The organism is Micromonospora sp. CPCC 205739, from assembly GCF_036906795.1.
GTDB lineage: Bacteria > Actinomycetota > Actinomycetes > Mycobacteriales > Micromonosporaceae > Micromonospora.
Genome location: NZ_JBAKHS010000018.1, coordinates 13,993 through 36,123, shown reverse-complemented (window position 1 = coordinate 36,123; position 22,131 = coordinate 13,993). Strand labels below are relative to the sequence as shown.

Below are 22,131 nucleotides of genomic sequence, written 5' to 3'. Positions count from 1 at the left end.
CGTCCCGCCGTCACGTGGAGGCGGTCCTATTCGACTTCCACGGCACCCTGGCCCAGGTCGAGGAGGCCCACGAGTGGGTCCGGCACGCGGCCGCCGCCTGCGGGGTGACGCTGGAGCGGATCCGGGCCACCGCGCTGGCCGACCGGCTGGTCACCGCGGGCCGGGCGGGCGGGCCGCTGCCGGCGCGGGTGCCGCCCCGGCTGGCCGAGCTCTGGGCCGACCGGGACCTCTACCCGTACGCGCACCGGGGGGCGTACACGGGTTTGGCCGAGACGGTGGACGCGGGCATCGAGGGGTTCGCCGAGGCGCTCTACGAGCGGCTGCTGGTCCCGGACGGCTGGGTGCTCTACCCGGGGGTGGCGGACACCCTGGGCGCGCTGCGCAAGGCGGGGGTGAAGGTGGCGGTGGTCAGCAACATCGGCTTCGACATCCGGCCGATCTTCGCCGCCTGGGGCCTGGACGGGCTGGTCGACGCGTACGCCCTGTCGTACGAGGTGGGGCGCTGCAAGCCGGACCCGGGGATCTTCCTGCGCGCGTGCGGGATGCTCGGCGTGGACCCGGAGCGCACCCTGATGGTGGGCGACACCCCCGCCGACGCCGGCGCGGTGAACGCGGGCTGTGCGGTGCTGGTGCTGCCCGCCGCCGAGCCGAGCCGTGACAACGGCCTCGGCGCCGTGCTCGATCTGGCGCTGCGCGACTGACCTGCGGCGAATATCAGCGCTAACGAGATCTTGATACTCGCGTTAGCACCAGCCGCTAACACCGAGGGGTTATCGTCGCTATCGTGACCGAGACGTCGGCCCGGGACCGGATCGTGCGGGCCGCCGCCGCACTGCTCGCCGAGGGCGGCCGGGCGGCGGTCTCCACCCGCGCGGTGAGCCGCGCCGCCGGGGTGCAGGCCCCCACCATCTACCGCCAGTTCGGCGACCTGCGCGGCCTGCTCGACGCCGCCGCCAGCTACGGCTTCGCCGCGCACCTGCACGCGCAGGCCGCCCGCGAGCCCGCCGACGACCCGGTGGACGACCTGCGCCGGGGCTGGGACATGCACGTCGCATTCGGCGTCGCCAACCCCGCGTTCCACACCCTGATGTACGGCGACCCGCGCCCCGGCGCGCGCCCCACCGCCGCCCGGGTGGCCGCCGACATCTTCCGCCAGCTCGTCGTGCGGGTGGCCGAGGCGGGGCGGCTGCGCGTCGACGTGGACCGGGCGGCCGAGATGGTCCACGCGGCCAGCTGCGGCGTCACCCTCACCCTGATCCAGGGCGGCGACCCGAGCCTGTCGATCGGTACCCGGGAGGCGGTCGTCACCGCGATCTGCGCGGACAGCCCCGCCGCCCGCGCCGTCCGCCCACCCGACCGGCCGGTGCGCCACGCCGTCGCGCTGCGGGCGGCGCTGCCGCAACTGGCCGGCGACCTCACCCCGGCCGAGCGGGCGCTGCTGGCCGAGTGGCTGGACCGGCTCGCCGGCGCCGACCGGCACGCCTGACCCCTCCGTCCCGGCGGCGTGGCGGGATCCAGGCGCGCGGGCGACCGCCGGGTCAGCGTCGACCGCGGGCAGGATCCACCGCTCTGGCGGCACGGCGGTGTCCGAAAGGGCGGGAGACCGCCAGGTCGGCGCGGTGGCGAGCCGGCCCGGCGGCGGTGAGCGCCGTGGCTGGTGTGTGGGCCTGCACGTGGCGGGCCACCGGCTGCGGGCCGGCCCGGTGGGCGCACTAGCGTCGCGGGAATGGACTCCCACGCCCGCCCGTCGACCTCGGCCAGCATGCTGCGACGCTGGGGAACCGGCCAGGTGGGGGCGGTCGGGCTGGTGCTCGGCGGCGCGCTCTCGGTGCACTTCGGCTCGGCGGTCGCCGCGCTGCTCTTCCCGCGGGCCGGGGTGGCCGGCACGGTCACGCTGCGGCTGGCCATCGGGGCGCTGCTCATGCTGCTGGCGTGCCGGCCCCGGCTGCGGGGGTACGGCCGGGGCGACTGGGCGTCGGTGGTCCTGTTCGGGCTGGCCCTGGCCGGCATGAACTCGGTCTTCTACCAGGCCATCGAGCGGATCCCGCTGGGGCCGGCGGTGACCCTGGAGGTGCTCGGGCCGCTCGCGCTGTCGGTGCTGACCGCCCACCGGTGGACCGCGTGGTGCTGGGCCGGTCTGGCGCTGGCCGGGGTGGCGCTGCTCGGCCAGGGCGGGTTCGACCGGCTGAACCCGGTCGGCGCCGCCCTGGCGCTGGGCGCGGGGGCGCTCTGGGCGGCGTACATCGTCTGCTCGGCCCGGGTCGGCGGCCGGTTCCCCCGGGCCGACGGGCTGGCCCTGGCCATGACGGTGGCGGCCCTGCTCACCCTGCCGTTCGGGCTGGCCGACGCCGGGACGCGGCTGTGGCACCCGGCCGTGCTGGCGCTCGGCGCCGGCCTGGCGCTGCTCGCCTCGGTGCTGCCCTACACCCTCGAACTGCTGGCGCTGCGCCGGCTGGCCACCTCGACCTTCGCGGTGCTGATGAGCCTCGGCCCGGCGCTCGCCGCGCTCGCCGGCTGGCTGGTCCTCGGGCAGGACCTGCAGCTGACGGAGGTGCTCGCCATCGCCCTGGTGGTCGCCGCCAGCATCGGCGCCGTGCGGGCCGGTACGCCACGCACCGCCGGACGACCGGAGCACCCCGATGCCGCACCGGCCGGCCCGGTCGCCGAGGGACCGGACGGCCCGCTCAGCGCAGCAGCCGCACCGCCGCCGGCACGGCGGTGATCCGCACCGGCAGGTCGAGCGAGCGTTCCCCGTCGGCGTACGTGGTGATCCCCTCGGCGGCCAGCTCCACCGTCCGCGCCCGGTAGCTGCGCACCAGCGGGTGCGTCACGTGGGTGCCCTGGTAGATGCGGGGCTTGACCCGCATCAGGGTGCGCCGGTCGAACCGCCCGCCGACCACCACGTCCAGCAGCCCGTCGGTGGGGTCGGCGTCGGGGCAGATCCGCATCCCGCCGCCGTAGCTGCGGCAGTTGCCGACCGCCACCAGCACCGCGTCCAGCTCGTGCGCCTCACCGTCGAGGCGCAGCGTGTAGCGGCGCGGGCGCAGCCGGGCCAGCTCCACCAGGATCGCCAGGTCGTACCGGCGGGGGCCGCGCGGCCAGCGCATCCGGTTGGCCCGCTCGTTGACGATCGCGTCGAAGCCCGCCGCGAGCACCGCCCCGTACCAGCGGTCGCCGCCGTCCGCCCCGGTCATCCGGGCCAGGTCGACCGGGCGGCTGCGGCCCTCGCGCAGCGCGGCGGCGACCACGTCGGCGGCGGCCAGCGGGTCGGCCGGGAAGCCGGTGTCGACCGCGAAGTCGTTGCCGGTGCCGGCCGGGATCGGCCCGAACGGCACCGCCGTACCGGCGACCGCCTGCACCGCCCGGTGGACGGTGCCGTCACCGCCGACCGTGACCAACGCGCCCGCACCACCGGCGACCGCGGCGCGACAGGCCGCCTCCGCCTCGTCCGGGTCATGGGCCGTCAGCAGCTCGACCGGGCGGCCGCCGGCGGCCAGTCGCTGCAGCACTGCGGCCAGCAGGTCACGGTGTCGCCCCCGGCCCGCGGTGGGGTTGGCGAGTACGGCCACGGGGCCGGTCGAGGAGTGATCGTCTACGGTCACGGCGAGCACCGTACGGTACGGCGGACGCCGCCCACCAGGGGCGGCGTCGTCACCGTCCGTGGCGGCGGGTCAGAAGCTGATGCGGACCTTGAGCGCGGTGCGCTCGTCCATCGCGCGGTACCCGTCGGGCACCCCGTCGAGGGTGACGGTCCGGTCGAAGACCGGGGACGGGTCGATGGTGCCGTCGAGCACGTCGGCGAGCAGTTCCGGGATGTACGCGCGGGCCGGGGCGACCCCGCCGCCCAGGGCGACGTTGCGGTTGAACATCTGGCCGATCTCCACCCCGGCGCTGCCGCCGTGCGGCACCCCGACGTAGCCGACCGCGCCGCCGTCGCGGGCGATCGAGATCGCCGTACGCATGGACTCCTCGGTGCCGACCGCCTCCAGCACGGCGTGCGCGCCCTGGCCCTTGGTGAGCTCCCGGACCGCGGCCACCGCGGCGTCGCCGCGCTCGGCGACCACGTCGGTGGCGCCGAAGGCCCGGGCGATGTCGGTGCGGGCTGTGTGCCGGCCCAGCGCGATGATCTGCTCGGCGCCGAGCCGCCGGGCGGCCAGCACGCCGCAGAGCCCCACCGCGCCGTCGCCGACCACGGCGACGGTGGCGCCGGGACGGACCCGGGCGGCGAGGGCCGCGTGGTGGCCGGTGGACATCACGTCCGAGAGCGCCAGCAGCGCGGCGAGCAGCCGGTCGTCGCCGGCGGCCTCGGCGGGGAGCCGCACCAGGGTGCCGTCGGCGTACGGGACGCGGACGGCCTCGCCCTGCCCGCCGTCGGAGCCGGGCTCGCCCCAGAACCCGCCGTGCGGGCAGGAGGTGTGCAGGCCCTCGCGGCAGAAGTCGCAGACACCGTCGGACCAGACGAACGGGGCCACCACCAGGTCGCCGGCCCGCACCGAGGTCACCTCCGCGCCGGTGGCCTCCACGACGCCCAGGAACTCGTGGCCGATGCGCTGCCCGGGCTGGCGGTTGGCGACGCCCCGGTACGCCCACAGGTCGCTGCCGCAGATGCAGGCGGTGACCACCCGGACGACCGCATCGGTCCGGTGGCGCACGGCGGCGTCGGGCACCTCCTCGACGCGGATGTCGTTCGGGCCGTGGATCACGGTGGCGCGCATGTGACCGTCTTTCGCGGGATCGACAGTGCTCGGCGGCACGCCGCCGCCCCGCTTGGGCGGGCGGCGGGCCCGGACGACGGTAGACCGAGACGGCGCGTCCACGGCACGCGGCGCGCGACCGAGGTGGCGGGGCTCACCCCCGCACGGTCCGGCGGCGCGGACACGATGCGCCCCGGCGGGGCGGAAAAGGGCGGGCGCCGCCGGAGCGGGTCCCGATACGCTGCGGCCCGCCGCCGAGGACCGGCGGACGCCACGGGGAGGAACGCCAGTGCCGAGCTTCGACCTCCGGACCGTCGACCTGCGCGCGGTCAACTCGATGACCAAGTACCCGTCGATCCCGACCTACCACTCGCTCGACCCGCGCGACGGGGGCCTGCGCGAGGAGACCGTGGAGTTCACCGGGCCGGTGACGCTGACCGAGAAGGTGGACGGCACGAACAGCCGGATCATCCTTACCCCGGACGGGCGGTACCTGATCGGCAGCCGTGAGGAGCTGCTGCACGCTCACGGCGACCTGATCGCCAACCCGGCGCTGGGCATCGTCGACGCGCTGCGCGGGCTGGCCGAGCGGCTGCGCGCCACCGCCGCCGACCGGTTCACCGTCTGCTACCTGGAGGTGTACGGCGGCAAGGTGACCGGCGCGTCCAAGCACTACACCGACGATCGCCGGATCGGCTACCGGCTCTTCGACATCGCCGAGTTCGACGGGTACGCCGACCTGCTGGGCCGGTCGCCGGAGCAGCTCGCCGCCTGGCGCGACGGTGGCGGCCAGCGCTGGCTCGACGAGCGGGAACTCCTCGCCCGGGCGCAGGCGTACGGCGTGGACACGGTTCCCCGGCTGGCGACGGTGGACGCCGCCGAGCTGCCTCGTGACCTGGACAAGACGTACGCGTTCCTCACCGACCACCTGCCGCACACGCTGGTGGCGCTGGACGGCGTACCCGGCCGGTCGGAGGGGCTGGTGCTGCGCGGCGCGGACCGGTCAGTGATCGCCAAGGCCCGCTTCCAGGACTACGAGCGGGCCCGGCGGCGGCGCTCCGGCGGGCGCTGAGCACGGCCGGCGGCGGGCCCGCTCCCCCGGGCCGCGTCGCCGGCCGCCCACCCTGGGGGCCGGCCTCAACGACACATTTACATTTAACAAAGTTTACTGATAGCCTCCCGCGCATCGACGAGGAGGCATGTCATGCGACTTCGACCCCGACTCACCGCCCTGGCCGTCGGCGTGGCGCTGGCCGCGACCGCCACCGCCCTGCCGACGATGCAGGGGTTCGCGGAGGCCGCCACCGACGTCGCCGCGGCCGCCTGCACCGCGCCGGCCTGGGCCGAGGGCACCAGCTACCCGGCGGGCAGCCAGGTCAGCTACGCGGGCCGGCGCTACCAGGCCCTGGTGACCCACACGCCACCGGCGGGCGCCGGCTGGAGCCCGGCCGCCACGCCCTCGCTCTGGACGGACCTGGGCGCCTGCGACGGCACCGGCACGCCCTCCCCGCCACCCTCACCCACGTCGTCGCCCACGCCCACGCCGTCGCCCACGCCGTCGCCCACGCCGTCGCCCACGCCGTCGCCGACCGTCACTCCCCCGCCCGGCACGCCGACCTGCGCCCTCAAGCCCCGCCCGGCGGGCAAGGTGCTCCAGGGCTACTGGGAGAACTGGGACGGCGCCGTGAACGGCGTCCACCCGCCGCTGGGCTGGATCCCGATCACCGACCCGAGGATCCCCGCGCACGGCTACAACGTGATCAACGCCGCCTTCCCGGTGATCCGCTCCGACGGCTGGGTGCTCTGGGAGGACGGCATGGACGTCACCGTCAAGGTCCCCACCCCCGCCGAGATGTGCCAGGCGAAGGCGGCCGGCCTGACCGTCCTGCTGTCGATCGGCGGCGCCACCGCCGGCATCGACCTCAGCTCGACGGCGGTCGCCGACCGGTTCGTCGCCACCGTGGTGCCGATCCTGAAGAGGTACAACTTCGACGGCATCGACATCGACATCGAGACCGGGCTGACCGGCAGCGGTGACATCAACCGCCTCTCCACCTCCCAGGCGAACCTGATCCGGATCATCGACGGGGTGCTCGCCCAGATGCCGGCGGGCTTCGGCCTCACCATGGCCCCGGAGACCGCGTACGTCACCGGCGGCAGCGTCACCTACGGCTCCATCTGGGGCGCGTACCTGCCCATCATCAAGCGGTACGCCGACAACGGCCGACTCTGGTGGCTGAACATGCAGTACTACAACGGCAGCATGTACGGCTGCTCCGGCGACTCCTACTCGGCCGGCACGGTGCAGGGCTTCACCGCGCAGACGGACTGCCTCCACGCCGGACTGGTCGTGCAGGGCACCACCATTCGCGTCCCGTACGACAAGCAGGTCCCCGGTCTGCCGGCGCAGCCCGGCGCCGGCGGCGGTCACCTGCCGCCGGCGTCGGTGGCGCAGGCGTGGAACACCTACCGGGGCGGGCTGAAGGGCCTGATGACCTGGTCGTTGAACTGGGACGGCGCGAAGGGCTGGACCTTCGGGGACAACGTCCGGACCCTGCAGGGCCGCTGACGTCCGCCGACCGGCCCCGCCCCCGGGTCACCGGGGTGCGGGGCCGGTCGGCGTTGACCGTCGCGCCGCGCGGACTTCGACACATCGACATGTTGCGAGGAGGTCAGCAACCCCTCTAGGCTGCCATGGGAGCGCTCCCGAGTCTCGTCCGGGCATCGAGGCGACACCGGGCACCGCCCGGACCGGTGGGTGCGGTGTGTGGGCACCACCGCCACCCGGTCCAGGCACCGGCCCGGGCCGCACCACCTCGCACCCGACCCCCGCACAGATTGAGACGGTCCCATGCAGAAGATCCCCCGTCCGACGCGGCGGCACCTGCTCGCCGCCGGTGCCGCGGCCGCACTGACCATCGGCGCGTCGGCGCTCCTGCCGGTCGCCAACGCGATGGCGGCGCCCGGCTGCGCCGTCACCTACACGACCAACTCCTGGCCCGGCGGGTTCACCGCCAACATCACGGTCAAGAACCTCGGGGACGCGCTCAACGGCTGGACCCTCGGCTTCAGCTTCCCCGACGCGGGCCAGCGAGTGGGCCAGGGCTGGTCGGCGACCTACCAGCAGAGCGGCCAGGCCGTCACCGCCCAGAGCCTGAGCTGGAACGGCGCCCTGGCCACCGGAGCGTCCACCACCATCGGCTTCAACGGCACCTGGACCGGCAGCAACCCGGCGCCCACGTCGTTCACCCTCAACGGCACGGCCTGCACCGGCACCACGACCCCCACCACCCCGCCACCCACCACACCCCCGCCGACCACGCCGCCGCCCACCACACCGCCGCCGACCGGCCAGACGCCGGTGGCGGTCAACGGGCAGCTCCGGGTCTGCGGGGTGAACCTGTGCAACCAGTACGGCAGGCCGATCCAGCTGCGGGGCATGAGCACGCACGGCCTGCAGTGGTTCGCCCGGTGCTACAACGACGCGTCGCTGGACGCGCTCGCCACCGACTGGCGCGCCGACCTGCTGCGGATCTCGATGTACGTGCAGGAGGGCGGCTACGAGACCAACCCCGGCGCCTTCACCGACCGGGTCAACACGCTCGTCGACGAGGCCGGTGAGCGGGGCATGTACGCGCTGATCGACTTCCACACGCTGACGCCGGGCGACCCGATGTACAACCTGGAGCGGGCGAAGACCTTCTTCGCCGCCGTCTCGGCGCGCAACGCGAACCGGAACAACGTGATCTACGAGATCACCAACGAGCCCAACGGGGTGAGCTGGCAGACCATCAAGAACTACGCCGAGCAGGTCATCCCGGTCATCCGCGCCAACGACCCGGACGCGGTCGTCGTCGTCGGCACCCGGGCCTGGTCCTCGCTGGGCGTCTCCGAGGGCGGTAACTCCACCGAGGTGGTCAACAACCCGGTCAACGCCGGCAACATCATGTACGCGTTCCACTTCTACGCCGCCTCGCACAAGGACAACTACCGGGCCGAGGTCGAGCGGGCCGCCGCTCGGCTGCCGCTGTTCGTCACCGAGTTCGGCACGGTCACCTACACCGGTGGCGGCGCCGTCGACGCGGCCAGCAGCACGGCCTGGCTGAACCTGCTCGACCGGCTGAAGATCAGCTACGCCAACTGGACGTACTCCGACGCCGACGAGGGCAGCGCCGCCTTCCGACCCGGCACCTGCTCCGGCAGCACGTACGCGGGCACCGGCGTGCTCACCGAGTCCGGCGTCTTCATGCGCGAGCGCATCCGTACCCCGGACAATTTCCCCACCAGCTGACCAGCGCACCGCACGGCGCCCCGTCCCCGCACCGGGACGGGGCGCCGTCGTCGGCGGATCAGGCGACGGCCGCCGCGGCGGCCCGCCCGGCCGTCCGCCCGGAGAAGAGGCAGCCGCCGAGGAAGGTGCCCTCCAGGGCGTTGTAGCCGTGCATGCCGCCGCCGCCGAACCCGGCGACCTCGCCGGCGGCGTACACGCCGCCCAGCGGCTCGCCGTCCGGGCGCAGCACCCGGCCGGAGAGGTCGGTGTGCAGCCCGCCCAGCGTCTTGCGGGTCAGCACGTGCAGCTGGACGGCGATCAGCGGGCCGGCCGCCGGGTCGAGCAGGCGGTGCGGCGTGGCGACCCGGATCAGCCGGTCGCCCCGGTACCGGCGGGCGCCCCGGACGGCGTGCAGCTGGGCGTCCTTGCCGAACGGGTGGTCGATGTCGCGGTCGCGCGCCTCGACCAGGCGGCGCAGCGGCGCGACGTCGAGCTGCGGGCCGCCGGTCTCGGCCGCCAGCGCGTTCATCCCGTCGACCAGCTGCTCCAGGGTGTCCGCGACGACGAAGTCGGCGCCGTGGCGCTTGAACGCCTCGACCGGGCCGGGCGCGCCGGGACGGACCCGTTGCAGGACCTGCCGGACGCTGCGGTTGGTGAGGTCCGGGTTCTGCTCGGAGCCCGACAGCGCGAACTCCTTCTCGATGATCTTCTGGGTGAGCAGGAACCAGCTGTAGTCGTGCCCGGTGCCGCGCAGGTGCTTTAGGGTGGCCAGGGTGTCGAAGCCGGGGAAGAGCGGCGCGGGCAGGCGCCGGCCGGTCGCGTCGAGCCAGAGCGACGACGGTCCGGGCAGGATCCGGATGCCGTGGCCCGGCCAGACCGGGTCCCAGTTGCGCAGGCCCTCGGTGTAGTGCCACATCCGGTCCGGGTTGATGACCTGCCCGCCGGCGGCCTCGGTGATGGCCAGCATCCGGCCGTCGACGTGGGCGGGCACCCCGGCGACCATCCGGGCCGGGGGCGTACCGAGCCGCGCCGGCCAGGCCCGCCGGACCAGGTCGTGGTTGCCACCGATGCCGCCCGAGGTGATGATCACCGCCTGCGCGCCGTAGGAGAAGTCGCCGACGGCCACCCGGGAGGTGCTCTGCCCCCGGGGCGCGTCGTCGGGTTCAAGGACCGTCCCGCGTACCCCGGTGACCACGCCGCCGGCGGTGACGAGTTCGTCGACCCGGTGCCGGAACAGCAACCGCACCCGGCCGTCGTCGACGGCCTGCTGAACCCGCCGGGCGAACGGCTCGACCAGCCCCGGGCCGGTGCCCCAGGTGACGTGGAACCGGGGTACGGAGTTGCCGTGGCCGTGGGCCGCTCCCCCGCCCCGCTCGGCCCAGCTGACCACCGGGAAGACCCGGTGCCCCATCCCCCGCAGCCAGGCCCGCTTCTCACCGGCGGCGAAGTGCACGTACGCCTCGGCCCACCGGCGGGGCCAGTGGTCCTCCGGCCGGTCGAAGGCCGCGCTGCCGGTCCAGTCCTGCCAGGCCAGCTCGACCGAGTCGCGGATGCCCATCCGCCGCTGCTCCGGCGAGTCGACGAGGAAGAGGCCGCCGAACGACCAGAACGCCTGCCCGCCGAGGTTCTGCGCCGGCTCCTGGTCGAGCAGCAGCACCCGCCGCCCCGCGTCGGCGGCCTCGGCGGCGGCGACCAGACCGGCCAGTCCGGCGCCGATGACGATGACATCCGTATCCATGCCCCCGACGCTACGTACGGGGGTGCCAAGGCGGTGGGGGCGCACGCGCAAGATCCGGAGTAGTTTTTGTCACCTGGATGACAAGAAAAGGGGCGGTGGCGTGTCCGACGCACTGATCGACATCGAGCCGGGCCTCGCCGCCCTCCCGCCGGCGGTCGGCGAGCATCTCCGCGCGCTGCGGCCACCCCTGCGCCGGCGGATCCTCGGCACCGTCCGCGCCGCCATGCGGGCGCAGGGCCGGTCGCTCACCGGCGGGCAGGGGCAGGGCCTCACCCTCGGCGTGGAGACCGCCGTCGACGCGTTCGTCGAGGCGGTCGCCGACCCCGGCCGCGACCTCGCCGCCACCCGGGCCGTCTTCCACACCCTCGGCCGCACCGAGTACCGGGAGGGCCACCGGGTCGACGCGCTGCGTACGGTGCTCACCCTGGGCGCCCGGGACATCTGGGCCTTCGTCGTGGAGAACGCCGGCCCGACCGGCCCGGCGCCGGCCGACCTGTACGTCGTCGCCGGGGCGCTCTTCGGTTTCGCCGACGCCCTCGCCGGCGCGGCCGCGGAAGGGTTCCTCGACGAGCAGCGCGACGCCGCGCGGGACTGGGCGACCACCCGACGGCGGCTGATCACCCTGCTCGTCCAGCCCGAGCCCCCGGCCGAGAGCGCGCTGCACGCCGCCGCCAACGCCGCCCGCTGGCCGCTGCCCCGGACCGTCGCCGTGGTCAGCGTCGACGGCACCGACGCCGAGCACCTGGCCCGGTCCACCGGCGGCGGGGCGATCGCCACCGTCATCGACGACGCGGTACGGGTCGTGCTGCCCGACCCGGGTACGCCCGGGCGGCTGGCCCGCGCCCGCCACGCGCTGGCGGGTCGGCGGGCGGCGCTCGGCCCGACCGTCGAGTCGGGGCAGGCCCGGCTCTCCTACCGGCTCTCCCGGCGCGCGCTGGCCCTGCAGCACGAGGGCGTGCTGCCCGACGGGTTGCTGAGCTGCGACGGGCACCTGCTCACCCTGCTCACGGCGTGGGAACCCGGCGTCGCCGACCGGCTGGCCGGCACCGCGCTCGCCGCGCTGGACGGCGTCCGCCCGGCCGCCCGGCACGCGCTGGCCGAGACGCTGCACAGCTGGCTGCGGCGGCAGGGGCAGGTGGTCGCCGTCGCCGAGGAGCTGCACACCCACCCGCAGACCGTCCGCTACCGGATGCGCCGGCTGCGGGAGCTGTTCGGCCCGGCGCTGGACGACCCGGACGCCCGGCTCACCCTGCAACTCGCCCTGCGGCACCGGCTGAGCCGGCCGGCCGGTGCCCACGGGTGATCCGGGACCCGTCCGCGTTGAACCGTACGGCCGTCCGATCCGAACCACTGGTCGTGCGTACCCGAACCGCCGCGCTGCTGGGGCTGCTGCTCGCCCTGCTGTCCGTACCGCTGGCGCCGCCCAGCCCCGCCGCCGCCCACGCCGTGCTGGTCGCCACCAGCCCGGTACGCGACGCGGTGGTCGGCTATCCGCCCCGGGAGGTGGTGGTGACCTTCAGCGAGCCGGTGTCCCCGGTCGCCGGGCGGGTGCAGGTCCTCGGTCCCGACGGGCGCAAGGTCCACACGGGCGAGCCCGTGGTGCGCGGCGGCACCCTGCGCATCCCGGTGCGGGTGCCCGAGCGGCCGCTCGGCACCTACCTGGTGAGCTACCGGGTGATCTCGGCCGACAGCCACCCGGTGGCCGGCAGCTTCACCTATTCCGCCGGCGCCCCCTCGGCGGCGCCCCCGCCGCCGGACGGGGACACCCGGCAGAGCGGCGCGCTGGCGCCGGCCGCCCGGTACGTCGGCTATCTGGGGCTGGTCCTGGCCGTCGGCCCGGTGCCGCTGGCGGTCGGGATGTGGCCCCGCCGACGGTCGCGCCGCCCGGCCGTGGTCGCCGCCTGCGCCGGGCTCGGCCTGATCGTCGCGGCCACCGTCGGGCAGTGGGTGGGACAGGCGGCGGACATGGTGGGAGCGCCGGTGGGTGAGCTGTCCCCGGCCGACCTGCGGGCGGTGGGCGCCAGCGACGTCGGCGCGGTGCTGGGGGCCCGGCTGGCCCTGGTCGGCGTGGCCGCGGCGCTGCTGCCCGCCGTCGTGGCCGGCCGGTCGGGCCGCCGGCGACGAGCCGCGCTGGCGGTGGTCGGTGTCGCCGCGCTGAGCACCTGGCCGCTGGCCGGGCACCCCGTGGCCGCCCCGCTGCCGCCGGTGAGCGTCGCCGTCGGCGTCGTGCACCTGGCCGGGATGGCGGTCTGGTTGGGCGGGCTGCTCGCGCTGGTGGCGTTCCTGCTGCCCGGCCTGCCCGAGCGGGTGCGTGCCCGCGTCCTGCCCGCCTGGTCTCGCCTGGCCACCCTCGCGGTGTGCTGGCTGGTCGCCAGTGGCGTCGCGCAGGCCGCGTTCGAGCTCGGGCGGCCCGCCGCGCTGCTCGACACGACGTACGGGCGGCTGCTGTGCGGCAAGGCCGCCCTGCTCGGTGCGGTGCTGGCGGTCGCCGCCGGGCAGCGCCGCCTGGTGCGCCGGGGGCTCGCGGCGGGGCGGGCGGGCCGGGTCACCCGGGCGGCCGGGGTCGAGCTGGCCGCGACCGCGCTGGTGCTGGCCCTCAGCGCCGTGCTGGTGCAGACGCCGCCGGGCCGCACCGCCGACACGGAGGCCGCCCGGGCCAGCCGGGAGGGGGTGGCCCAGACGCTGACCAGCGGCCTCTACACCTTGCAGTTCGACGTCTACCCGGTGCGGGTCGGCGTGCCGAACTCCCTGCACGCGTACGTCTACACCCCGCAGGGGCAGGCGCTGCCGGTGGTCGAGTGGACGGTCAGCCTTGCCCTGCCGGCGGCCGGCGTGGAACCGGTCCGGGTGCCGGTCGACACGCCGGAAGCGCACCACGCCAGCGCGGAGATCACCTTCCCGGTCCGGGGCGAGTGGACGCTGCGGTTCACCGCCCGGACCAGCGACATCGACCAGGCCACCGTCACCGCGACCGTGCCCGTCGGCTGAGCCGGCCGCCGGGCACGCCAGCTGAGCCGCCGCGCACACCGGCTGAGCCGCTCGGCCCCACGGCGCGGGTGCCCGCAGTCTCCGCCGGGCCTTCCGCCCCGGTCGGCGCGCCGGCCCGCACCCGGCGCGCCGACCGGGTGTCCCGGTGGCGCGCACCCGCCGGTCAGTCGGCGGCGGCGCCGGTGTGCCAGGTCGCCGAGTCGAAGTCGGCGTACCCGCCGTCGGCGCCGATGTCCTGCACCCAGAGGCCGGCGAACGCGCCGGTGAAGCCCCAGCCGGTCGGCTCGCCGTCGACCGCGCGGGCGGCGTGCTCGTCGGAGAGGATGGTGGCGTCGAGGACCGGCGACAGGGGTTGCCAGCCGTCGCCGAGGTCGTAGCAGAACCGCAGGGCCGGCCCGTCGAAGACGACCCGCAGCCCGATCCGTTCGCGCCGCCCCAGCCGCACGGTCGCCTCCGGGTACGCGGTGCGCCGGCCGGAGTCGCAGCTGAGCACCGCCAGCACCCGCTCCCCCGCGTCGTCCACACTCACGTAGGCGTAGTGCCAGTTGCGGCTGTTGTAGTAGCCGGCGATCCCGGCGAGCTGGCGGAAGGTCTCCGGCCGGAACTCCATCACCGTGGACAGGGCGCAGCGCGGGTCGGTGACCCGGCGGGCGACCAGGCTGGGCCGGTGCCGCCCGACCGGGGACTGGCCACCGACGATCCGCAGGTACGACGGGCGGGCGGCGAGGTCGACCCAGTCCGGGCCGGCCGGGCGGCGCAGCGTCGACCAGGCCGGCCCGAGGACCGGGGCGTCGAAGTCGTCGGTCGCCGGTTCCGCCGGCCAGGGCGCGGGCGGCAGGTCCGGGGCGGCCACCACGTCGGCCGGTACGCCCCCGTGCACCCGGGGCCACCCGTCGGCGGTCCACTCGACCGGTTGCAGGGCGGTCTCCCGGCCCAGCACACAGTTGCCCAGCGGGGTGTAGGGGCGGCCGGTGAGGTGGGCCAGGTACCACTCGCCACTGCCGGTCTCGACCAGGCTGCCGTGGCCGGCCTTCTGCAGCCGCAGCTCCGGCCGCCCGTGCGAGCTGATCAGCGGGCCGCCCGGGTCCGGCCGGTACGGGCCGAACAGCGACCGGGAGCGGGCCACCGTCGCCTGGTGCTCCCAGCTCGTGCCGCCCTCCGCGGTGAGCAGGTAGTACCAGCCGTCGCGGCGGTAGAGGTGCGGCCCCTCGGTGACCCCGGCGGAGGTGCCCTCGAAGATCAGCCGGGGCGGGCCGAGGAGCCGCCCGGCCACCGGGTCGTACCGCTGGATCTCGATGCCGCCGAACGAGTCGCGCCCGGGGCGCCAGTCCGCGCGCATGGCGAGCAGCCAGGTGCTGCCGTCGTCGTCGTGGAAGAGCGACGGGTCGAAGCCGTGCGCGTGCACGGGCACCGGGTCCGACCAGGGGCCGGTGACGTCGGGGGCGGTGATGACGTAGTTCTGCGGGTCCCAGTAGCCGCCGGCGAAGCTGGCCACGTCGGTGTAGACGAGGTGGAACCGCCCGTGCGCGTACGACAGGCAGGGGGCCCAGACGCCGCACGAGTCGCCGACTCCGGTGAGGTCGAGCAGCCGCCGCTCGGTGAGGATGCCGCCGAGGGGTCGCCAGTGGACCAGGTCCCGGGAGTGGTGCAGCCGCACCCCCGGGTACCACTCGAACGTCGAGGTGGCCAGGTAGAAGTCCTCCCCCACCCGCAGGATGGACGGGTCGGGGTGGAAGCCGGGCAGCACCGGGTTGTGGATCACTCGGGTGGTGGTGGGCGTGGTTACCCCGCTGGTCATGGGGAGGTCTCCTCGTGGGGGGCGGGTCACTTGCCGAAGCCGGCGGTGAGGCCGCCGAGCAGGTGACGCCGGCCGAACAGGTAGAGGGTGAGCACCGGCAGGGCGGAGAACACCACCAGCGCCATCAGGCCGGGCACGTCGGTGCCGAACTGGTTCTGGAAGTTCCACAGCCCGAGCGGCAGCACCCGCTGCTCGGGGCTCTGGGTGAGCACGAGGGGGAAGAGGAAGCCGTTCCACGCGCCCAGCCCGCTGAAGATGCCGATGCTGACCAGGCCGGGCCGGGCCAGCGGCACGACGAGCCGGGTGAAGGTGCGCGCCGGTCCCGCCCCGTCGACGGTCATCGCCTCGTACAGCTCGTCGGGGACGTCGCGCAGCGTGCTGGTGAGCACGACGACCGACATGGGCAGGGAGAACGCCACCGTGGGCAGGATGACCGCGAGCAGCGAGTCGTAGAGCTGGAGCCGGGTGATGATCAGGTAGATCGGGACGACCACGGCCTGGGCGGGGATGGCCAGGCCGAGCAGGAACAGCGAGAACCCGACCCGCACGGCCCGACTCGTGCCGCGCACGATCGCGTACGCCGCGGGCAGCGCGAGGGCCAGCACCAGCACGATCGTCGCGGCGGTCACCACCGCGCTGTTGAGCAGCAGGCGGGCGAAGCCCGACCCCAGCACCCGGCCGTAGTTGTCGAGGGTCAGCGTCCCCGGCAGGGCCAGCGCCCCGTCGCCGAGGTAGCCGTCGGGGGTGCGCAGGCTGGTGACCAGGATGTAGTAGAGCGGCAACACCACCACGAGCAGCCACAGGGTCGCACCGACCCCGGCCGGCAGGTTGACCGCCCGGCGGGGTCGCGCCCGGCGCGGGGCGGCCGGCGCGGTGGCGCGTACCCCCGTCGTGGTGGGGGCGGTCGTGCCGCGCGTCGGCGACGGCGCCGGCCGCACGGACGGCGGCGGTCTCACAGGCCCTCCCGGTCGCTGGCCATCCGGTGGTAGCCGGTGGCGCGGACGATGAGCACCGACAGCACGGTGCCGACGGCGACCAGCAGCACCGACAGGGTGCTGGCGTAGCCCATGTCGAAGCCGACGAAGCCCTTGATGTACATGTGCAGCGGCAGCACCCGGGTCTCGGTGCCCGGCCCGCCGCCGGTGAGCAGCAGGATCGTCTCGAAGTAGGTGAGCGAGCCGACGATCATCAGCACCGAGGAGGCGATGATCGTGTGGCGCAGCAGCGGCAGGGTGATCGACCGGAACTGGCGTACCCGGTCGGCGCCGTCGATGGCGGCGGCCTCGTAGAGGGTCGCCGGGATCTGCCGGACGGCGGCCTGGTAGATCAGCGTGTGGAACGGGACGAACTGCCAGGCGATCACGAGGGCGACCACGTACAGCGCCCGGTCCGGGTCGCCGATCAGGTTGCCGTCCGGCGCGCCCAGCCAGGGCCCCAGCGTCGCCGCGGCGCCGAAATTGGGGTCGAGCAGCGACTGCCAGGCGAGCGCGATCGCGGCGGTGGAGAGCAGCAGGGGCAGGAAGAAGGCCGCCGAGAGGACGGCCCGGTTGCGCTGTGGCGCGGCGGCCCAGACCCCGAGCAGCAGCGCCAGCGGTGTCTGCACCAGCCAGCACAGCGCGGTGAGCAGCAGCGTGGTCCAGATCCCGTGGGTCAGGTCGGCGTCGTCGCGCAGCGCCCGCCAGTTGTCCAGCCCCGTCCACACCGGATCGCCGAGCCCGTTCCAGCGGGTCAGGCTCAGGTAGGCCACGACCAGGATCGGCGCCAGCCCGAAGGCGGTGAAGAACAGCCCGGCGGGGACGGCCCAGAGCGCGCCCGGTCGGCCGTGCCGGCGTCGGTCCGCCGGGGCCCGGCCGAGGGCCGGCACGGCCGTGGTCACCGTGCCCGGCCCATCGTGGCGACGAAGTCGGCGGGGGTGAGCTGGGCGAGGAAGAGCTTCTGCAGGTTGGTCAGCAGCTCGCTGCCGACCGAGGGCGGCAGCGCCTGGTCCCAGGACTGGGTGAACGACGACGCGCCGGCCACCAGCTGGTACGTGAAGGTGGTGAAGTCGGCGCCCGGGGTGCCGGCCAGCCTGGTCTCCACGCCCTTGACCGCGGGCACCTGCCCGGCGGCGATCAACCCCTTGAGGTACGACTCGGAGGTCAGAGTCTTCTTCAGGAAGTCGACGGCCGTGTCGGCGTGCGTGGAGCCGGCCGACACCGAGTAGTAGTTGCTCGGGTTGCCGACCACCGCCGTCGGGTCGCCGGCGCCGTCGGTGACCGTGGGGAAGGGCAGCCAGCCCAGCTTGCCGTCCTTGACGAAGGCCGGGTTGTTGGTCAGCTGGGTGGAGTACTCCCAGCTGCCCATGAGGAACATGGCGGCCTTGCCGGTGGCGAAGAGCTTCGAGGCGCCGGTGTTGTCGTAGTTGATCGAGGCGAAGTTCGCGCCGAACGCGCCCCGCTTCGCCAGCTCCTGGCACATGGTGGCGGCCCGCAGCACCGCCGGGTCCGACCAGGCGCCGGCTCCGCCGGCGGCGATCGCGGCGAACTTGTCGGGCCCGCCCACCCGGTCCAGCAGGTACTCCAGGTACATCAGCTCGGTCCAGCCCTGCGAGCCGGGCAGCGCGATCGGGGTGACCCCCCGGGCCTTCAGCGCGTCGACGACGGCCAGCAACTGGTCGTACGTCTTCGGCGGCTGGAGGCCGACGGCGGCGAAGACGGCCTTGTGGTAGTAGAGGATCACCGGCTGGATCCCGTTCATCGGCAGGGCGTACTGCCGGCCGTCGGCCTGCCCGACGGAGAGCACGCTGGGCAGGAACGCGGCGGAGAGGTCGGCGGTCCGGTCGGTCAGGTCGACCACCTGGCCGGCCTTGACGAACTGGGCGAGGTTGCCGCCGCCCCAGTTGAAGAAGATGTCCGGCGCCTGGGGCGACCCCATCGCGACCTGGAGCTTCTGCTTGTAGGCGTCGTTGACGTACGTGGTGAGCTGGATCTTGTCCTCGGCCCCGGAGTTGTAGGCGTCGATGGCGGGCCGGATCACCTTCTGGTATTCCGCGTCCTGCAGGGCCCAGAGCTGGAGCTGCTCGCCGCCGCCCGGTCCGGAGTTCCCGCAGGCGCCGAGCGAACCCAGCACACCGGTGCCGAGCAGGGCTGCGGCCGTACCACCCAGGAAATCGCGCCGACGCATGGCCGATCACCGTCCTCTCCACGGCCCGGCCACGCCCGACCGGATGCCTCGATAAGTTTCGGGAAAGTTTCGATTTCGAGGCAGACTAGGCAGCCCCGCGAGACCGGGTCAAGGGGTGGACGTCGATGGAACGGCGGCGGAACCTAACGGATCGGACACGCGGGTGTGCAGTCTTCGAAACTTTCGGGATACGATCGAGGGCCGGGCCCACCGATCGCCGAGGAGAGTGGCATGCCGGACCAGCGGGCGACCCTGTCGGAGATCGCGGCCGCCGCGGGCGTGTCCGTCCCCACCGTGTCGAAGGTGCTCAACGGTCGGCCGGACGTCGCGCCCACCACCCGGCAGAAGGTGCAGGACCTGCTCGACCGGCGCGGCTACACGGCCCGGCGGGCCACGACCTCCGGCGGCGCCGGCCTCATCGACCTGGTCTTCCGCGACCTCGGCAGCCCCTGGGCGATGCAGATCCTCGACGGCGTGGAGGAGCTCGCCTACCGGGCCGGCATGGGCGTGGTGGTCTCCGCCGTCCACGGCCGGCACCGCACCCGACCCGACCGGCGCTGGATCGAGCAGCTCTCCGCGCGCCGCTGCGACGGGGTGCTGCTGGTGCTCTCCGACCTGTCCGCCAGCCAGCAGAGCCAACTCGACGAGCTGGGCATCCCGGTGGTCATCATCGACCCCGCCGGGCAGCCCGGCGCCGGCATCCCGTCCGTCGGCGCGACGAACTGGGCCGGCGGTCTCGCCGCCACCGAGCACCTGCTCGGCCTCGGGCACGAGCGGGTGGCCGTGATCGGCGGCCAGCCCAACGTCCCGTGCAGCCGGGCCCGCGTCGACGGCTACCGGGCCGCGATGAACGCGGCGGGCCGCAAGATCCCCGCCGGCTACATCCGGTACGGCGACTTCAACGCGCCGTCCGGGTACCGGGAGATGAACGCCCTGCTCGACCTCTCCCGCCCGCCGACGGCGGTCTTCGCCTGCGCCGACCAGATGGCACTTGGCGCCTACGAGGCGCTGTACGAGCGCGGCGCGCGGGTCCCCGACGACGTGAGCATCGTCGGGTTCGACGACCTGGACGCCGCCCGGTGGTCGGCCCCGCCGTTGACCACCATCCGCCAGCCGCTGACCGAGATGGCCGGGATGGCGACCCGGATGCTGCTCGCGCTGATCGCCGGCGAGGAGTTGGACAGCCACCGCATCGAACTCGCCACCCCGCTGATCGTCCGGCAGAGCACCCGGCCGCCGGCCTGATCCGGGCCGGCCGACACCCCGTCCCCCGGGCAACGCGAGCGGGGGCGGTGGCGGAATTGCGGCGACGGATCGGCGCGCGGATTGAACGACCGGCGCCCCGGCACCGTACGAACGGGTGAAGGGAGCTGCTCATGAAGCGCATCACCCCGTTGCTCACCCTGCTGGCCGGGGCCGGCACGGCCGCCGTGCTGTTCGCGATGAGCGCCCAGGCGGCGCCGCGTACGGTCCAGCCGACGGCCGGCGCCGCCCCCTCGGCCAGCGCCGCCGCCCCGCCCGACGCGTCCCCGGCACCGCCGGCCGAGGCGCCCGGCCAACCGCCCGCGCAGCCGTCGGAGCAGCGCAGCCGCCCCGGCGCACCCACCAGCGCCCCGCCCGCGCCGGTCACCGCCAACTGGACCGGCCGCCTCGACAGCGGCGCCACCATCGCCATCACCGCCACGGACGGCACGGCGGTGGCGTACGTCTGCGACGGCAAGCGTCTGGAGATCTGGCTGCGGGGCACCGCCGCGGACGGCCGGCTGCGACTGAGCGGCAAGCAGGGCGCCACCCTCACCGGGACGGTCGCCGACGGCGACGTCTCCGGCGAACTGGTCGTCGGCGACCGGCGGTGGACGTTCACCGCCAAGGCCGGCGCGACGCCCGCGCCCGTGCTCTACCGGGCCAGCGCCGCGCTCCGCAAGGCCGGCGTGGACGGCGGCTGGATCATGCTGCCGGACGGCTCCCAGATCGGCGTGGTCACCCGCGACGGCGCCCCGGTGCCGGCCCCGCCGCTCGATCCGGCGTTCGGCACCACGATCGTCGACGGCATCACCGTCACCGCCGAGCCGGTGGCGCCCGAGCCGGGTACGGCCGAGTGACGGTCGGTCACCGGCGCGTCGCCGGCGCGGAGTCCGGCGACGACACCACGCCGGTCGTCCACGTGCAGTTCGATCCGGCTCCCGCGCCGGCCCGGCCGGCCCCGATCGGCGCGCCGCGGGCGTCCCTGGTGGTTCCGCTGCTGGTCGGCGCGGGCGTGGCGGTGGCGACGGGCGTCTACGGCCGGCTCCACACGCCGACCGGGATCGCCGTCAACCTGGCCGGCTTCTCCAGCCCGCAGGCGGTGAAGGTGTGGCTGGGCAGCGGCGCGGCCGCCTTCGCCGTCGTCCAGTTGCTCTCCGCGCTGGCCATGTGGGGGCGGCTCGGCGGGTTCTCCCCGTCCTGGGCGGGCACCGCGCACCGCTGGTCGGGCCGGATCGCGTTCCTGCTGACCGTGCCGGTGGCGGTGCACTGCCTCTACGCGCTCGGCTTCGCCGACCACGACCTGCGCACCCTGCTGCACTCGCTGCTCGGCTGCCTCTTCTTCGGCGCCTTCACCACGAAGATGCTCGCGCTGCCCCGGCCGGGTCTGGCCGGCTGGGTGCTGCCGGTGGCCGGCGGGGTGGTCTTCACCGTCCTGATGGGGATCTGGCTGACCTCGTCGCTGTGGTACTTCACCACGTTCGGGGTCGGATTCTGACGCACGAAGAGGAAGGCACGGACATGGTCGACGACCGCGATCGCGGGTGCCCGTCGCGGCGGGCGGTGCTTGCCGGCGCCGGTGGGGTGGGCGTCAGCGCGCTGCTGACCGGCTGCCAGACGTACGGCGAGGCGACGCCGGCCGCGCCGGCCCCCGAGGCGGCCGGGCCGGCGGCGGGTGCGCCGGGTGCGCCGGCGAAGCCGCTGGCCACGGTCGCGGACATCCCCGTCGGCGGCGGGAAGATCTTCGCCGCCCAGGGGGTGGTGCTCACCCAGCCCGCCGAGGGCACCATCAAGGCGTTCTCGGCCAAGTGCACCCACCAGGGCTGCACGGTCACCGCCGTCCGCGACGGGACCATCGTCTGCGCCTGCCACAACAGCGTCTTCGACATCTCCGACGGCTCGGTCCGCAGCGGACCGGCCGGCCAGCCGCTGCCCGAGGCGGCCGTCTCGGTCGAGGGGAACAGCATCCGGCTGGCCTGAGCCGGCCCGACCGGCGGCGAGCCGGTCACGCCTCTCCCGACGCGCGTGGCGGCGGTCACGTTGTCGGCGACGGACAGCGCGTGCCCTGCGCGCGGCACCCGTACCTCGCGCCGGCGGGGCCCGACCGTCGGCACGGTGACCCCGCCCCGGCACGCGACGCACCGGCGGTGCCGGGGGTGCCGCGACCGGGCGGGACGGTAGAGTGGGACCCCGCAACCGACGCCCCGCCGGGCGTCGCGAGCGAGCGTCAAGCAGCGGC

Annotated in this window: 19 protein-coding genes; 12 read left to right on the top strand and 7 right to left on the bottom strand. The window is 75.0% G+C overall.

The features are described from left to right. Positions 1–14 precede the first annotated feature (14 nt). From V6U88_RS22880 to V6U88_RS22870, 3 genes are all read left to right on the top strand, one after another. A complete protein-coding gene (locus V6U88_RS22880; RefSeq protein WP_442934678.1) occupies positions 15–701 on the top strand; it encodes an HAD family hydrolase in 687 nt (228 codons plus the stop codon). An 83-nt stretch (positions 702–784) separates the two neighbouring features. Further along, positions 785–1,486: a TetR/AcrR family transcriptional regulator gene (locus tag V6U88_RS22875; protein WP_334455994.1), complete on the top strand. Its 702-nt coding sequence runs from the start codon at positions 785–787 to the stop codon at positions 1,484–1,486. Positions 1,487–1,726: 240 nt separating this feature from the next. Beyond that, positions 1,727–2,722 (top strand): EamA family transporter, encoded by a 996-nt coding sequence (locus tag V6U88_RS22870; protein ID WP_334455992.1) that lies wholly within the window; start codon positions 1,727–1,729, stop codon positions 2,720–2,722. Here V6U88_RS22870 and V6U88_RS22865 read toward each other — a convergent pair. Both V6U88_RS22865 and V6U88_RS22860 read right to left on the bottom strand, forming a co-directional pair. Next, on the bottom strand, positions 2,685–3,611 hold the full coding sequence (locus V6U88_RS22865) for a diacylglycerol kinase (protein ID WP_334455991.1): 927 nt from the start codon (positions 3,609–3,611) through the stop codon (positions 2,685–2,687). The two genes, V6U88_RS22870 and V6U88_RS22865, sit on opposite strands and share 38 nt — an antisense overlap. 60 nt (positions 3,612–3,671) lie before the next feature. Next, positions 3,672–4,715: a zinc-dependent alcohol dehydrogenase family protein gene (locus V6U88_RS22860; protein WP_334455990.1), complete on the bottom strand. Its 1,044-nt coding sequence runs from the start codon at positions 4,713–4,715 to the stop codon at positions 3,672–3,674. 268 nt (positions 4,716–4,983) lie between these two features. Here V6U88_RS22860 and V6U88_RS22855 point away from each other — a divergent pair, with 268 nt between their 5' ends. From V6U88_RS22855 to V6U88_RS22845, 3 genes are all read left to right on the top strand, one after another. Further along, positions 4,984–5,766 (top strand): RNA ligase family protein, encoded by a 783-nt coding sequence (locus V6U88_RS22855; RefSeq protein ID WP_334455989.1) that lies wholly within the window; start codon positions 4,984–4,986, stop codon positions 5,764–5,766. Between the two features lie 132 nt (positions 5,767–5,898). Next, complete coding sequence (locus tag V6U88_RS22850) at positions 5,899–7,263, top strand: carbohydrate-binding protein (RefSeq protein WP_334455987.1); 1,365 nt, start codon at positions 5,899–5,901, stop codon at positions 7,261–7,263. A 282-nt stretch (positions 7,264–7,545) separates the two neighbouring features. Beyond that, complete coding sequence (locus V6U88_RS22845) at positions 7,546–8,985, top strand: cellulase family glycosylhydrolase (RefSeq protein WP_334455985.1); 1,440 nt, start codon at positions 7,546–7,548, stop codon at positions 8,983–8,985. A 58-nt stretch (positions 8,986–9,043) separates the two neighbouring features. Here V6U88_RS22845 and V6U88_RS22840 read toward each other — a convergent pair whose 3' ends face one another. Continuing rightward, positions 9,044–10,702 carry an FAD-binding dehydrogenase gene (locus V6U88_RS22840; RefSeq protein ID WP_334455984.1) on the bottom strand — a complete coding sequence of 553 codons (1,659 nt, stop codon included), beginning with the start codon at positions 10,700–10,702 and terminating at the stop codon, positions 9,044–9,046. 100 nt (positions 10,703–10,802) lie between these two features. On the opposite strand from V6U88_RS22840, the gene V6U88_RS22835 reads away from it, so the two are divergent. Both V6U88_RS22835 and V6U88_RS22830 read left to right on the top strand, forming a co-directional pair. Then, positions 10,803–12,005: a PucR family transcriptional regulator gene (locus V6U88_RS22835; RefSeq protein WP_334455982.1), complete on the top strand. Its 1,203-nt coding sequence runs from the start codon at positions 10,803–10,805 to the stop codon at positions 12,003–12,005. A gap of 53 nt (positions 12,006–12,058) precedes the next feature. Then, the gene (locus V6U88_RS22830; RefSeq protein WP_334455980.1) at positions 12,059–13,690 is read left to right on the top strand and encodes a copper resistance CopC/CopD family protein; all 1,632 of its coding nucleotides are present in this window, start codon (positions 12,059–12,061) and stop codon (positions 13,688–13,690) included. Between the two features lie 163 nt (positions 13,691–13,853). On the opposite strand, the gene V6U88_RS22825 is transcribed toward V6U88_RS22830, so the two are convergent. Genes V6U88_RS22825 through V6U88_RS22810 form a run of 4 tightly spaced genes read right to left on the bottom strand, consistent with a single transcriptional unit; the run spans position 13,854 to position 18,650 of the window. Then, positions 13,854–15,488: a glycoside hydrolase family 43 protein gene (locus V6U88_RS22825; protein WP_334455978.1), complete on the bottom strand. Its 1,635-nt coding sequence runs from the start codon at positions 15,486–15,488 to the stop codon at positions 13,854–13,856. 26 nt (positions 15,489–15,514) lie between these two features. Continuing rightward, positions 15,515–16,444 carry a carbohydrate ABC transporter permease gene (locus V6U88_RS22820; RefSeq protein ID WP_334455977.1) on the bottom strand — a complete coding sequence of 310 codons (930 nt, stop codon included), beginning with the start codon at positions 16,442–16,444 and terminating at the stop codon, positions 15,515–15,517. Continuing rightward, entirely contained in the window at positions 16,441–17,364 is a 924-nt protein-coding gene (locus tag V6U88_RS22815; protein WP_334455975.1) for a carbohydrate ABC transporter permease, read from the bottom strand. The genes V6U88_RS22820 and V6U88_RS22815 overlap by 4 nt, the downstream gene beginning before the upstream one ends. Further along, complete coding sequence (locus tag V6U88_RS22810) at positions 17,361–18,650, bottom strand: ABC transporter substrate-binding protein (RefSeq protein WP_334455973.1); 1,290 nt, start codon at positions 18,648–18,650, stop codon at positions 17,361–17,363. The genes V6U88_RS22815 and V6U88_RS22810 overlap by 4 nt, the downstream gene beginning before the upstream one ends. Before the next feature lie 231 nt (positions 18,651–18,881). On the opposite strand from V6U88_RS22810, the gene V6U88_RS22805 reads away from it, so the two are divergent. The 4 genes from V6U88_RS22805 to V6U88_RS22790 all read left to right on the top strand — a co-directional run bounded on the left by V6U88_RS22805 (position 18,882) and on the right by V6U88_RS22790 (position 21,872). Continuing rightward, the gene (locus V6U88_RS22805) at positions 18,882–19,895 is read left to right on the top strand and encodes a LacI family DNA-binding transcriptional regulator (protein ID WP_334455971.1); all 1,014 of its coding nucleotides are present in this window, start codon (positions 18,882–18,884) and stop codon (positions 19,893–19,895) included. 131 nt (positions 19,896–20,026) lie between these two features. Beyond that, positions 20,027–20,752: a hypothetical protein gene (locus V6U88_RS22800; protein ID WP_334455969.1), complete on the top strand. Its 726-nt coding sequence runs from the start codon at positions 20,027–20,029 to the stop codon at positions 20,750–20,752. 104 nt (positions 20,753–20,856) lie between these two features. Continuing rightward, positions 20,857–21,390 (top strand): DUF6529 family protein, encoded by a 534-nt coding sequence (locus V6U88_RS22795; RefSeq protein WP_334456164.1) that lies wholly within the window; start codon positions 20,857–20,859, stop codon positions 21,388–21,390. A gap of 23 nt (positions 21,391–21,413) precedes the next feature. Continuing rightward, the gene (locus V6U88_RS22790) at positions 21,414–21,872 is read left to right on the top strand and encodes a Rieske (2Fe-2S) protein (protein ID WP_334455968.1); all 459 of its coding nucleotides are present in this window, start codon (positions 21,414–21,416) and stop codon (positions 21,870–21,872) included. Positions 21,873–22,131 lie beyond the last annotated feature (259 nt).

What these genes read in the sequence shown, in the direction of transcription:
- V6U88_RS22860 (WP_334455990.1), bottom strand. Translation starts at nt 4,715, where the DNA reads ATGCGCGCCACCGTGATCCACGGCCCGAACGACATCCGCGTCGAGGAG.
- V6U88_RS22805 (WP_334455971.1), top strand. Translation starts at nt 18,882, where the DNA reads ATGCCGGACCAGCGGGCGACCCTGTCGGAGATCGCGGCCGCCGCGGGC.
- V6U88_RS22825 (WP_334455978.1), bottom strand. Translation starts at nt 15,488, where the DNA reads ATGACCAGCGGGGTAACCACGCCCACCACCACCCGAGTGATCCACAAC.
- V6U88_RS22845 (WP_334455985.1), top strand. Translation starts at nt 7,546, where the DNA reads ATGCAGAAGATCCCCCGTCCGACGCGGCGGCACCTGCTCGCCGCCGGT.
- V6U88_RS22800 (WP_334455969.1), top strand. Translation starts at nt 20,027, where the DNA reads ATGAAGCGCATCACCCCGTTGCTCACCCTGCTGGCCGGGGCCGGCACG.
- V6U88_RS22870 (WP_334455992.1), top strand. Translation starts at nt 1,727, where the DNA reads ATGGACTCCCACGCCCGCCCGTCGACCTCGGCCAGCATGCTGCGACGC.
- V6U88_RS22840 (WP_334455984.1), bottom strand. Translation starts at nt 10,702, where the DNA reads ATGGATACGGATGTCATCGTCATCGGCGCCGGACTGGCCGGTCTGGTC.
- V6U88_RS22790 (WP_334455968.1), top strand. Translation starts at nt 21,414, where the DNA reads ATGGTCGACGACCGCGATCGCGGGTGCCCGTCGCGGCGGGCGGTGCTT.
- V6U88_RS22850 (WP_334455987.1), top strand. Translation starts at nt 5,899, where the DNA reads ATGCGACTTCGACCCCGACTCACCGCCCTGGCCGTCGGCGTGGCGCTG.
- V6U88_RS22810 (WP_334455973.1), bottom strand. Translation starts at nt 18,650, where the DNA reads ATGCGTCGGCGCGATTTCCTGGGTGGTACGGCCGCAGCCCTGCTCGGC.